At 59.7% G+C, this 12,307-nt stretch carries 10 protein-coding genes; 8 read left to right on the top strand and 2 right to left on the bottom strand.

What is annotated here, in order from left to right:
* Window positions 1-9: 9 nt before the first annotated feature.
* Window positions 10-2,388 (bottom strand): phosphoenolpyruvate synthase, encoded by a 2,379-nt coding sequence (gene ppsA, locus GV764_RS10405; protein WP_161660088.1) that lies wholly within the window; start codon window positions 2,386-2,388, stop codon window positions 10-12.
* A 336-nt stretch (window positions 2,389-2,724) separates the two neighbouring features.
* On the opposite strand from ppsA, the gene ppsR reads away from it, so the two are divergent.
* The 8 genes from ppsR (at window position 2,725) to GV764_RS10365 (ending at window position 10,858) form a co-directional block, all read left to right on the top strand.
* On the top strand, window positions 2,725-3,558 hold the full coding sequence (ppsR, locus tag GV764_RS10400; protein ID WP_125293472.1) for a posphoenolpyruvate synthetase regulatory kinase/phosphorylase PpsR: 834 nt from the start codon (window positions 2,725-2,727) through the stop codon (window positions 3,556-3,558).
* A 154-nt stretch (window positions 3,559-3,712) separates the two neighbouring features.
* Complete coding sequence (locus GV764_RS10395; RefSeq protein WP_161660087.1) at window positions 3,713-4,759, top strand: 3-deoxy-7-phosphoheptulonate synthase; 1,047 nt, start codon at window positions 3,713-3,715, stop codon at window positions 4,757-4,759.
* A gap of 234 nt (window positions 4,760-4,993) precedes the next feature.
* A complete protein-coding gene (hemP, locus tag GV764_RS10390) occupies window positions 4,994-5,173 on the top strand; it encodes a hemin uptake protein HemP (RefSeq protein ID WP_439954638.1) in 180 nt (59 codons plus the stop codon).
* Window positions 5,174-5,243: 70 nt separating this feature from the next.
* Window positions 5,244-7,232: a TonB-dependent hemoglobin/transferrin/lactoferrin family receptor gene (locus GV764_RS10385; RefSeq protein WP_161660086.1), complete on the top strand. Its 1,989-nt coding sequence runs from the start codon at window positions 5,244-5,246 to the stop codon at window positions 7,230-7,232.
* A gap of 21 nt (window positions 7,233-7,253) precedes the next feature.
* The gene (locus tag GV764_RS10380) at window positions 7,254-8,285 is read left to right on the top strand and encodes a ChuX/HutX family heme-like substrate-binding protein (protein ID WP_161660085.1); all 1,032 of its coding nucleotides are present in this window, start codon (window positions 7,254-7,256) and stop codon (window positions 8,283-8,285) included.
* Window positions 8,282-9,100 (top strand): heme/hemin ABC transporter substrate-binding protein, encoded by an 819-nt coding sequence (locus tag GV764_RS10375; RefSeq protein ID WP_161660084.1) that lies wholly within the window; start codon window positions 8,282-8,284, stop codon window positions 9,098-9,100. The genes GV764_RS10380 and GV764_RS10375 overlap by 4 nt, the downstream gene beginning before the upstream one ends.
* A 14-nt stretch (window positions 9,101-9,114) precedes the next feature.
* Window positions 9,115-10,086, top strand: coding sequence for a FecCD family ABC transporter permease (locus GV764_RS10370; protein ID WP_201743154.1), 972 nt, complete (start codon window positions 9,115-9,117; stop codon window positions 10,084-10,086).
* Window positions 10,079-10,858, top strand: a complete 780-nt coding sequence (locus GV764_RS10365) for a heme ABC transporter ATP-binding protein (protein WP_161660083.1) — start codon at window positions 10,079-10,081, stop codon at window positions 10,856-10,858. Before GV764_RS10370 ends, GV764_RS10365 begins: the two co-directional genes overlap by 8 nt.
* Here GV764_RS10365 and selO read toward each other — a convergent pair whose 3' ends face one another.
* Window positions 10,859-12,304 carry a protein adenylyltransferase SelO gene (gene selO, locus GV764_RS10360; RefSeq protein ID WP_161660082.1) on the bottom strand — a complete coding sequence of 482 codons (1,446 nt, stop codon included), beginning with the start codon at window positions 12,302-12,304 and terminating at the stop codon, window positions 10,859-10,861. It abuts the gene before it with no gap.
* Window positions 12,305-12,307 lie beyond the last annotated feature (3 nt).

Raw genomic sequence — 12,307 nt, 5'->3', positions numbered from 1 at the left:
GTCTAAGGATTATTTACGCAGTTCAGCCAGGCTGAGCCAGGTCTGCACCACCGTATCCGGGTTCAGAGAGAGGCTGTCGATGCCCTCCTCCATCAGCCAGGCGGCGAAGTCTTCATGGTCGGATGGCCCCTGACCACAAATCCCCACGTATTTACCCTGTTTCTTCGCGGCGCGGATCGCCATGGACAGCAGCGCTTTCACCGCCTCGTTACGCTCATCGAACAGTTCGGACACCACGCCGGAATCACGATCCAGACCGAGCGCCAGTTGGGTCATGTCGTTGGAGCCGATGGAGAAGCCGTCGAAATATTCGAGGAACTGCTCCGCCAGCAGGGCGTTGGACGGGATTTCACACATCATGATGACTTTCAGCCCGTTCTCGCCGCGTTTCAGCCCCTGACGTTCCAGCTCTTCCACCACCGCTTTGGCCTGGTCGACAGTACGCACAAACGGCACCATCACCTCTACGTTGGTAAGGCCCATCTCGTTACGTACCCGCTTAACGGCTTCACACTCCAGCGCGAAGCAGTCGCGGAAGCTGTCGGAGACATAGCGGCCTGCGCCACGGAAGCCCAGCATTGGGTTCTCTTCATGCGGCTCGTAGCGCTCGCCGCCCACCAGGTTAGCGTATTCGTTGGATTTGAAGTCAGACATCCGCACAATCACGCGCTTCGGCCAGAACGCCGCGCCCAGGGTCGCGATGCCTTCGGTCAGACGGCCAATGTAAAATTCCACCGGCGAGTCGTAGCCCTTCATCATCTCCCTGATCTCTTTTTGCAGCGCTGGCTCCTGCTGATCAAACTCCAGCAATGCGCGCGGGTGCACGCCGATCATCCGGTTGATGATGAATTCAAGACGCGCCAGGCCGACGCCTTCGTTCGGCAGGCAGGCAAAGTCAAATGCGCGGTCGGGGTTGCCGACGTTCATCATGACCTTCAACGGCAGGTCTGGCATGGTGTCGACGCTGGAGCTTTTCACGCTGAAGTCGAGCAGCTCGGCGTAAACGTAGCCGGTGTCCCCTTCGGCGCAGGAGACGGTGACGTTCTGGTCGTCTTTCATGCGCTCGGTGGCGTCGCCACAGCCGACCACCGCTGGGATGCCCAGCTCACGGGCGATAATCGCCGCGTGGCAGGTGCGTCCGCCGCGGTTGGTCACGATGGCCGCCGCTTTTTTCATGATCGGCTCCCAGTCCGGGTCGGTCATGTCGGTGACCAGTACGTCGCCCGGCTGGATGCGGTTCATCTCGCTGATGTCGTGGATCACTTTCACTGCGCCGGAACCGATGCGGTGGCCGATGGCGCGGCCTTCGGCAATGATATTGCCGTGAGCGTTCAGGGTATAACGCTCCATCACCTGACCGCGGGAACGCACGGTTTCCGGACGCGCCTGGACAATAAACAGCTTGCCGGTGTGGCCGTCTTTGGCCCATTCGATATCCATCGGACGGCCATAGTGTTTCTCAATCAGCACCGCCTGCTTCGCCAGCTCCTGCACCTCGTCATTGGTGATACAGAAGCGGTCGCGCTGTTCCTGCGGTACGTCTTCAATTTGCACCTGTTTGCCATGCTCCTGGGTCGCCGCATAGGTCATGCGGATTTTTTTCGAGCCCATGGTACGGCGCACAATCGCCGGGCGCCCCGCTTCGAGGGTCGGCTTGTGAACGTAAAATTCATCCGGGTTCACCGCGCCCTGCACCACCATCTCGCCGAGGCCCCACGCGCCGGTGATAAACACCACCTGGTCGAAGCCGGATTCGGTATCGATGGAGAACAGCACGCCTGACGCCGCCAGGTCGGAACGCACCATGCGCTGCACGCCCGCCGACAGCGCCACGCCGCGGTGGTCGTAGCCCTGATGTACGCGATAGGAGATGGCGCGATCGTTAAACAGCGAAGCAAACACGTGCTTCACCGCCACCATCACCGCATCAATGCCCTGTACGTTCAGGAAGGTCTCCTGCTGACCGGCGAACGACGCGTCCGGCATGTCTTCCGCGGTGGCGGACGAACGCACGGCGAAAGAGGCGTCGGCATCATCGGCGGAGAGCTGGTTATAGGCATCACAAATCGCCTGCTCAAGTTCAGGCTGGAACGGGGTGTCGATCACCCACTGACGGATCTGCGCACCGGCTTTCGCCAGTTCGGATACATCATCGATGTCGGTTTTATCCAGCAACTCGTAAATGCGCTGGTTAACGCCGCTTTGGTCGAGGAACTGATTAAACGCATCAGCGGTAGTAGCAAACCCGTTTGGCACGGAAACACCCACGCCGGACAGGTTTGTAATCATTTCACCCAGGGAGGCATTTTTGCCCCCAACTCTGTCTACATCATTCATGCCGAGTTGGTTATACCAAAGCACTAGCGGTGACGAGCCATTGTTGGACATCGAAACAATCCTTTTGTGATATTTGATAGGGGTAAATAAATATCTGACGACGCATTAAGCCTGGCATATTTAGCCAGTCGGGAAAAACGGTGAATCGTTCAAGCAAAATAAAAAATGTTCATTGCAATGTGCAAACGCTCAAAAATCTAACTTATTGATTAGAAACAGGTCATTAATATACCCATGGTTTAAAAGGAAATATCGAAAAATGAAATCCGCTTTTCATAATAAATAAAAACACCATTTCATTTTTAAAAAATGAGAGGATCGCTATGTCTGAACGGCAGGATTTAAATTATCCTCTAAGGATATTCCCAATTTCATCAGGACGTTATTATGGACAGCAGTGTCGATCGCCACGTGTTTTATATTTCCGACGGAACGGCCATTACCGCCGAAGTGCTGGGCCATGCGGTGATGTCGCAGTTCCCGGTGTCCATTAACAGCATCACCCTGCCGTTTGTGGAAAATGAAAGCCGCGCCAAAGCGGTGAAAGAGCAGATCGACGCGATATATCAGCAGACCGGCGTGCGTCCGCTGGTGTTTTATTCGATCGTGATGCCGGATATTCGCGCCATTATTCTGCAAAGCGAAGGTTTCTGTCAGGACATCGTTCAGGCGCTGGTGGCCCCGCTGCAACAGGAGATGAAGCTCGATCCGACGCCCATCGCCCACCGCACCCACGGCCTGAATGCCGCCAACCTGAATAAATACGACGCCCGTATCGCCGCCATTGATTACACCCTGGCGCATGATGACGGCATCTCGATGCGCAACCTCGATCAGGCGCAGGTGATTTTGCTGGGCGTATCGCGCTGCGGTAAAACCCCTACCAGTTTGTATCTGGCGATGCAGTTCGGCATCCGCGCCGCCAACTACCCCTTTATTGCCGACGATATGGATAATCTCAACCTTCCCGCCGCGTTAAAACCGCTCCAGCACAAGCTGTTCGGCCTGACGATTAACCCGGAACGCCTGGCGGCCATCCGTGAAGAACGCCGCGAAAACAGCCGCTACGCCTCAATGCGCCAGTGCCGGATGGAAGTCGCGGAAGTGGAAGCCCTGTACCGTAAGCACCAGATCCCGTATCTCAACAGTACTAACTATTCGGTGGAAGAGCTGGCGACAAAACTGTTAGATATCATGGGTCTCAATCGCCGCATGTACTAATTTACTAGTACAAAAGTGCATTTTTTTGTGATAGGGTGTCGCGCATTGTGGCCCAGCGCAGCCGCTTATCTTGAAATCAATCAGGATTGGTTTATTGTGATGCCCATCACTTCCCGGTACTGAAGCCGTTGAAGCACAAAATTTTGAGACACCCATGAATAAAACTGACGAACTCCGCACGGCGCGGATCGATTCGCTGGTGACGCCAGCCGAACTCGCCCAGCGCTACCCCGTTTCTGCCAGCGTCGCAGAACACGTCACCGCCTCACGCCGTCGCATCGAGAAAATTTTAAACGGCGACGATAAGCGCCTGCTGGTGATTATCGGCCCCTGCTCGATCCACGATGTTGACGCCGCCATGGATTACGCGGCGCGTTTACAAACCTTGCGCGAGAAATACCAGTCGCGGCTGGAAATCGTGATGCGCACTTATTTCGAGAAACCGCGCACCGTGGTGGGCTGGAAAGGCCTGATTTCCGACCCTGATCTCAACGGCAGCTACCGCGTCAATCACGGTATTGAGCAGGCGCGCCGTCTGCTGCTGCGCGTTAACGAACTGGGTGTGCCCACCGCCACCGAGTTTCTCGATATGGTGATCGGCCAGTTTATTGCCGACGTGATCAGCTGGGGCGCGATTGGCGCACGCACCACCGAAAGCCAGATCCACCGCGAAATGGCCTCGGCGCTCTCCTGCCCGGTAGGATTCAAAAACGGCACCGACGGCAATACCCGCATCGCGGTGGACGCCATCCGCGCCGCCCGCGCCAGCCATATGTTCCTGTCGCCGGATAAGCACGGCCAGATGACCATCTACCAGACCAGCGGCAACCCTTACGGGCATATCATCATGCGCGGCGGCAAACAGCCTAACTATCACGCAGAGGATCTCAACGCCGCCTGCGACGCGCTGCGCCAGTTCGATCTCCCGGAGCATCTGGTGGTGGACTTCAGCCACGGCAACTGCCAGAAGCAGCACCGCCGCCAGCTGGATGTGTGCGACGAAATTTGCGCGCAAATCCGCAGCGGCTCCCGCGCCATTGCCGGGGTGATGGTGGAAAGCTTTATCCAGGAAGGCAACCAGCCCATCACGACCGGCAAGCCGCTGGTGTACGGTCAGTCGATTACCGACCCGTGCCTCGGCTGGGACGACAGCGAAACGCTGCTCGCAATGCTCAACGACGCGGTAGAAACCCGATTCTGACCTCCTTCACTGCCCTCGTCCGGGGGCAGTTTTTTGTCCTTTGCTGGCGGTTGCAAAATATCTCTGCCACCTAACCGAATGATCCGTATAAATTTTGCGGGATTAACGCGCGCTTTCGGCAAAAATTGATTTCTTCACAATTTTCTCACAAATAACGCTTGCCGCTCCGATGCTGATTATTGATAATGATTCTTATTGTTACCTTTATTGTCATTTTTAAACAGCATGATGCAGATTGAGAAAGCCCTGGGCTCCGGCGCTACGCCGAAAAACGCCGCTGAAAACGCGACCGCGCCACGCCAGATCGACAGCAAAACCCTGCTCGGCCCGGACGGGCGCATCGTTATCGTGCATGACGGCCAACACTATCTGCTACGGCAGACTCAGGCCGGAAAACTCATTCTGACCAAATAACACCCCACGCCCGCCACCCAGGTTATCCCAGGCAGCCAGCGCTTTCATTTTTTCTCTATGGAGAGTTGCTATGCCTTACCTGCACACCGCAGGCCCGCGCCTGTCCGCGCTGGCCTTACTGGTTCTCGGTGCCCTGCCTGCCGCTTCACTGGCGGCGGCACAGGAGCAGATGACCGTAACCGCCACCGGCAACCAACGCAGCAGCTTTGAAGCGCCGATGATGATAAGCGTCATCGACGCCGATACCCCCACCGGCCAGACTGCCTCCTCCGCCGCCGATCTGCTGCGTAAAGTGCCGGGCATGACGCTGGACGGTTCGGGCCGCGCCAACGGCCAGGATATTAATCTGCGCGGCTATGACCGCCGTGGCGTGCTGGTGCTGGTGGATGGCGTTCGACAGGGCACCGATACCGGTCACCTGAACAGCACCTTTATCGATCCGGCGCTGGTGAAGCGCATTGAAGTGGTACGCGGCCCGGCGGCGCAGCTGTACGGCAGCGGCGCGCTGGGCGGCGTGGTTGCTTTTGAAACCAAAGACGCCAGCGACCTGCTGTTTGACGGCCAGAACAGCGGATACCGGGTATTCGGCACCGGCGCGACCGGCGATCATAGCCTCGGCATGGGCGCCAGCGCCTTTGGCCGCACCGACGACTTAGACGGCGTGGTGGCCTGGTCCAGCCGCGATCGCGGCGATATCCGCCAGAGCGACGGGCAAAGCGCGCCGAATGATGAAAGCATCAACACTATGCTGGCGAAAGGCACCTGGAAAATCGACGCCGACCAGGCGCTTTCCGGCTCGCTGCGTTATTACAACAACAGCGCTCAGGAGCCGGTGAACCCACAGACCGCAGGCCCAGTCACCACCAGCAATCCGCTCACCGATCGCTCGACTATTCAGCGCGATGCCCAACTGGGCTATCACCTTAATCCGCAGGGCAACGACTGGCTGGATGCCGACGCCACGGTTTACTGGTCGGAAGCGCGGATCAACGCGGAGAATCAGGACAATACCAACCAGTTCCGCAAACAGACCACCAAAGGCGGTAAGCTGGAGAACCGTTCGCGCCTGTTTACCGGCAGCGTCGCCAGCCATTTGCTGACTTACGGCGGCGAGTATTACCGTCAGGAGCAGCGTCCGGGCGGCGCAACTACCGGGTTCCCGCAGGCCAGTATCGATTTCAGCTCCGGCTGGCTGCAGGATGAAATTACCCTGCGCGATCTGCCGGTCTCCCTGCTGGCGGGCACCCGTTACGATAATTACCGGGGCCGCAGCGAAGGCTACGAGGATGTGAATGCCGATCAATGGTCATCCCGCGCCGGGCTGTCCATCACGCCGACCGACTGGCTGATGCTGTTTGGCTCTTACGCCCAGGCGTTCCGCGCCCCGACCATGGGCGAGATGTATAACGACGATCTGCACTTCGCCATCGGGCGGTTCTACAGCAACTACTGGGTGCCGAACCCGAACCTGCGACCGGAAACCAACGAAACTCAGGAGTACGGCTTCGGCTTGCGCTTTAACGATTTGATGCTCGGTAACGACCAACTGGAATTGAAAGCCAGCTATTTCGATACTCACGCCAAAGACTATATTTCCACTGCCGTGGATTTCGCCCGGGCGACCACCATGTCGTATAACGTGCCGAACGCCAAAATCTGGGGCTGGGACGTGATGGCGAAATACAGCGCCGACCTGTTCAGCCTGGACGTAGCCTATAACCGCACCCGGGGCAAAGACAGCGATACCGGTGAGTGGATCGCCAGCCTCAACCCGGACACTGTCACCACGCAACTGGACATCCCGGTGGCGCAGAGCGGCTTCTCCGTGGGCTGGGTCGGCACTTTCGCCGATCGTTCCGACCATATCAGCAGCAGCTACAGCGAGCAGGCGGGCTATGGCGTGAATGACTTTTACATCAGCTATCACGGCCAGCAGCAACTACGCGGTTTAACCACCACGCTGGTGCTGGGCAACGCCTTTGATAAAGCGTACTGGTCGCCGCAGGGCATCCCCCAGGATGGCCGCAACGGCAAAGTATTTGTTAGCTATCAGTGGTAACCCCTTTATAAGGAAGACAACATGAGCCACCTGCACCAAACCTGGCTGACGTTAAAAGCCGAACATCCGCAAAAATACGCCCGCGATATCGCCGCGATGATGACTCTCAGCGAAGCGGAGCTGGCCCATGCCCGCGTCGGCCATGATGCCTGGCGCTTACAGGGCGACATCCGCAGCATCCTGCACGCGCTGGAAAACGTCGGTGAAACCAAATGCATTTGCCGCAATGAGTATGCGGTGCATGAACAAGTGGGCCGCTTTGAAAACCTGCACCTGCAGGGCCATGCCGGGCTGGTGCTGAACCCGCGCGCGCTGGACTTGCGTTTGTTCCTCAACCAGTGGGCGTATGCGTTCCATATCCGCGAAGCCGCCAAAAACGGCGAGCGCCAGAGTATCCAGTTCTTTGATTATCAGGGCGACGCCCTGCTGAAAGTGTATACCACCGATAACACCGATTTTGACGCCTGGGCCGAAGTGCTGGCGCGGTTTATTCATGCCGATAACCCGGCGCTGGACATCCAGGCCGCCGCCGACCAGCCGGAAACCGTCGAGGTGGATGCCGCCGTGGTGGAGCAGGAATGGCGCGCCATGACCGACGTGCATCAGTTTTTTATGTTGCTCAAGCGTCATAACCTCAGCCGCCAGCAGGCGTTCCGCCTGGTCAGCGACGATCTGGCCTGCCAGGTCGATACTCAGGCGCTGAGCCAGTTGCTGAATATGGCTCATGACGACGGCAACGAAATTATGATTTTCGTTGGCAACCGCGGCTGCGTGCAGATCTTTACCGGCGCGATTGAAAAAGTGCTGCCGATGCATAACTGGATCAACATCTTCAACCAGCGCTTTACCCTGCATCTTCAGGGCGACCAGATTGCCGAAGCCTGGGTGACCCGCAAGCCGGGTTCCGACGGCCATGTCACCAGCCTGGAGCTGTTCGCTGCCGACGGCACGCAAATCGCCCAGCTGTACGGCCAGCGCACCGAAGGTTCGCCGGAACAAACCCAGTGGCGCAGCCAGATCGACGCCCTGTGCCAGAAAGGACTCGCCGCATGAAAGCCTGGCTGTTGGGTTTACTCGCCCTCCCCTGGCTGGCGGTGGGCGCAGAGCAGCGGCTGATTACCATCGGCGGCGACGTCACCGAAATCGTCTATGCCCTCGGCGGGCAACAGCATCTGGTGGCGCGCGACAGCACCAGCCTGTCGCCGGAAGCGGCGACCACACTGCCGGATATCGGCTATATGCGCCAGCTCAACGCTGAAGGGATCCTGGCGCTGCGCCCGACGTTAATCCTCGCCAGCCACCAGGCGAAGCCGTCGCTGGCGCTGGAGCAGGTGGCGTACAGCGGCGCTAAAGTGGTGACCATTCCGGCGGACAACAGCCTGCAAGGCATCGATGCGAAAATCAGCGCCGTGGCCGCCGCGCTCCATAAAGAGCCGGCAGGCCGCGCCCTGCAACAGCGGTTAACCACCGCGCTGAACGCCATTCCCGGCCAGCCGCTGGATAAAAAAGTGCTGTTTATCATGAGCCACGGAGGAATGAGCGCCATGGCGGCGGGCCAGCAAACCGCTGCCGATGCCGCCATCCAGGCCGCCGGGCTGCGTAACGCCATGCAGGGCTTTACCCGCTATCAGCCGCTGTCCCAGGAAGGGATGATTGCCAGCGCGCCGGATCTGGTACTGGTGACCCGCGACGGGATCCGCACGCTGGGGGGCGAGGAACAGGTCTGGGCGTTGCCCGGGCTTGCCCATACCCCTGCCGGGAAACGGCGCCAGCTGATGGTAGTGGATGATATGGCGCTGCTCGGCTTCGGCATTCGCACCCCGCAGGCCATTGCCGAGCTGCGCCAGCGCGCGGAAACCCTGCCGTGACGGCCCGCCGCGCTATGCTGACCATGATGTTGGGGCTGATCGCGCTTTCGCTGTTGGCCGCCAGCCTGGGGGCCATGCGCCTGCCGCTCAGCATGCTGTGGAGCAGCGATGCCGGCTGGTTGCGGGAAATCTGGTGGACTATCCGTCTGCCGCGCGTGCTGCTGGCGTCGCTGACTGGCGCGGCGCTGGCGCTCTCCGGCTGCGTGATGCAGGGGCTGTTTCGCAATCCGCTGGCCGACCCCGGTTTGCTGGGGATCAGCAGCGGCGCGGCGCTGGCGGTCGGGTTTTACGTGGTGCTGCCGTTCAGCCTGACGGGATTTTTCGTGCTCTACGCGCCGATGATCGCCGCGTTTATCGGCAGCCTGGCGGTCACGGCGGCGATTTTTGTGCTCAGCCAGCGCCACGATAACACCCTGTCGCGCCTGCTGCTGGTGGGGATTGCCATCAACGCCCTGTGCGGCGCGGCGGTAGGCGTGCTTTCCTGGTTGAGCAACGACGCCCAGTTGCGCCAGCTATCGCTGTGGGGTATGGGCAGCCTCGGGCAGGCGCAGTGGCCGACCCTGCTGGCAGCCGCCTCATTGACGCTCCCCGCGTCGCTGCTGATCGGGAGGCTGGCGCGGCGGCTTAACCTGCTGCAACTCGGCGATGAAGAGGCTCACTATCTGGGCGTCGATGTCCAGCGCACCCAGCGCCAGCTATTAATCCTTAGCGCGCTGCTGGTGGCGGGCGCGGTGGCGATCAGCGGCGTGATTGGCTTTATCGGCCTGGTGGTGCCGCATCTGGTGCGGCTGTGGCTGGGTTCCGATCATCGCGCGCTGATACCGGGTTCGATGCTGGCGGGAGCCATGCTGTTGCTGTGCGCCGATACCCTGGCGCGCACGCTGGTGGCCCCGGCGGAAATGCCGGTGGGCCTGTTGACCAGTTTACTGGGCGGCCCGTGGTTTTTGTGGATGATTTTCCGTCGCCGGGGAGGCGTGGATGAATAATGGCCTGCAGGCGCAACGTCTTACGCTAACGCGTCATGGACGCCATCTGGTGAATGATGTGTCGTTGAGCCTTAAACCGGGCGAATTAGTGACGCTGATCGGCCCCAACGGCGCGGGTAAATCAACCCTGCTGCGGATGTTGACCGGCTTCCTTTGTCCCAGCCAGGGCGAGTGCATTCTCGAGGGTCAATCCCTTATTGACTGGCATAAAGATGCCCTGTCGCGCCAGCGGGCAGTCATGCGCCAGAACAGCCAACTGGCGTTTTCCTGGCCGGTTGAGGAGATTATCGCCATGGGCCGTGCGCCCTGGGGCGAATCAACGGAAGCGGAAATCATTGAGCAGGTAATGGCGCTAACCGGCTGCGAAGATCTGCGCGGACGCGACTACTGCCAGCTCTCCGGCGGCGAGCAACAGCGCGTACAGCTGGCGCGGGCGCTGGCCCAACTCTGGCATCACGATGGCCCACGCGGCTGGCTGTTCCTTGATGAGCCCACGTCGGCGCTGGATTTGTACCACCAGCAGCATCTGCTGCGCCTGCTGCATCAACTGACGCGAGCGGGCAAGCTGCACGTATGCGTGGTGCTGCACGATCTGAATCTGGCGGCGCTGTGGGCCGACCGCATTTTGTTAATGCATCAGGGGAAACTGGTCGCCAGCGGATCGCCCTGGCAGGTGCTGAAAGAAGATACCCTGCGCCGCTGGTATCAGGCAGATGTCCGGGTGCGGCCGCACCCGGAACACAACACGCCGCAGGTGTTTTTGCGTCCGTGATCAACTGGAACAGCTTACCTCCAGCCGTTTTCCCCAGTCCGGCGGACGACGGCTGTACTCATCGTTACGGTCGGCAAACGGCTGGCGCAGCGCCTCGCTCAGGCGCAACATCTCGCCGGCGTCGCCCTGCTCTGCGGCTTCAATCGCACGCTGCGCTAAGTAGTTGCGCAACACAACCGCCGGGTTGACCGCTTTCATCGCCGCCTGACGCACTTCGTCGGCAACCTCTTCCTGTTGAAGCCGTGCGCGGTAGCGGCCAAACCAGCCGTCAAACGCGGCGCGATCGATAAACTCATCGCGCAACGGCGAGGCGGCGGAGTGCTGCTCGGTTTCGCTGAGCATCCTGAAGGTGCGGGTATAATCACTGCCTTCGCGCTGCATGATGGCCAACAGTTCGTTCAGCAAGTCGTTATCGCCGTGCTGTTGGGTCATCAACCCCAGTTTGGCGCGCATCAGTGCGCCGTAATCCCGCAGCAAGACCTCCTGATAGCTGTCCAGCAGCGCGTTAAGCCGTTCGGCGCTGACGAACGGCGCGAAGGTTTGCGCCAGCCGTTGCAGGTTCCACAAGCCCACCGCCGGTTGATTATCGAAGGCGTAGCGCCCCTGGTAATCAGAATGATTACAGATAAAGCGCGGCTGCCAGTCGTCCATAAAGCCATACGGGCCGTAATCAATGGTCAGGCCGAGGATCGACATGTTGTCGGTGTTCATCACGCCGTGGCTAAATCCGACCGCCTGCCAGCGGGCGATCAGCGCCGCGGTGCGGACGACCACCTGCTCAAGGAACAGCGCCAGCCGATCCGGTTCATCCACCAGCGCCGGGAAATGGTGACGAATCACATATTCCGCCAGTTGCTGCACCCTTTCCGGCTCACGCCGATAGTAAAAGTGCTCAAAGTGGCCGAAACGCACGTGGCTTTCGGCAATACGCATCAGCATCGCGCCGCGCTCGGCGGTTTCGCGGTAGACCGGCGTATCGCTGGTGACAATGCTTAGCGCGCGGGTGGTGGGAATACCCAGATAATGCATCGCCTCACTGGCAAGACTCTCGCGCAGCGTTGAACGGATCACCGCCCGGCCATCACCCATGCGGGAATACGGCGTCAGACCCGCACCTTTCAGATGCCAGTCGAACCGCCGCCCGTCGGTGAGCTGCTGCTCGCCAAGCAGGATGCCGCGTCCGTCGCCCAGTTGTCCTGCCCAGACGCCAAACTGATGGCCGCTGTAAACCTGCGCCAGCGGCAACATGCCCGGTAGCAGCGTTTCCCCGCCCCAGACGCCCGCGCTGCCCTGGTAATCGAACAGGGAATCGGGCAGCGCCAGCGATTGCGCCAGTTGGGGGTTATGCCAGAACAAACGCGCATTGCTCAGCGGCGTCGGCGAGAGCTCACTGTAAAAGCCGGGTAGCTCGTCACGCCAGGTGGTAATAAATTTTGGATTTTTCATCAG

It is taken from the genome of Atlantibacter hermannii (genome assembly GCF_009907385.1).
In the GTDB taxonomy this organism is placed as follows: domain Bacteria; phylum Pseudomonadota; class Gammaproteobacteria; order Enterobacterales; family Enterobacteriaceae; genus Atlantibacter; species Atlantibacter hermannii_A.
Note: the sequence above shows the minus strand (reverse complement) of the source record. Positions and strands in the feature narration are given on the sequence as shown.

Coding starts and splice junctions, on each gene's coding strand:
- GV764_RS10365 (WP_161660083.1), top strand. CDS start 10,079: ATGAATAATGGCCTGCAGGCGCAACGTCTTACGCTAACGCGTCATGGA.
- GV764_RS10380 (WP_161660085.1), top strand. CDS start 7,254: ATGAGCCACCTGCACCAAACCTGGCTGACGTTAAAAGCCGAACATCCG.
- ppsA (WP_161660088.1), bottom strand. CDS start 2,388: ATGTCCAACAATGGCTCGTCACCGCTAGTGCTTTGGTATAACCAACTC.
- GV764_RS10385 (WP_161660086.1), top strand. CDS start 5,244: ATGCCTTACCTGCACACCGCAGGCCCGCGCCTGTCCGCGCTGGCCTTA.
- GV764_RS10370 (WP_201743154.1), top strand. CDS start 9,115: ATGCTGACCATGATGTTGGGGCTGATCGCGCTTTCGCTGTTGGCCGCC.
- ppsR (WP_125293472.1), top strand. CDS start 2,725: ATGGACAGCAGTGTCGATCGCCACGTGTTTTATATTTCCGACGGAACG.
- selO (WP_161660082.1), bottom strand. CDS start 12,304: ATGAAAAATCCAAAATTTATTACCACCTGGCGTGACGAGCTACCCGGC.
- GV764_RS10375 (WP_161660084.1), top strand. CDS start 8,282: ATGAAAGCCTGGCTGTTGGGTTTACTCGCCCTCCCCTGGCTGGCGGTG.
- GV764_RS10395 (WP_161660087.1), top strand. CDS start 3,713: ATGAATAAAACTGACGAACTCCGCACGGCGCGGATCGATTCGCTGGTG.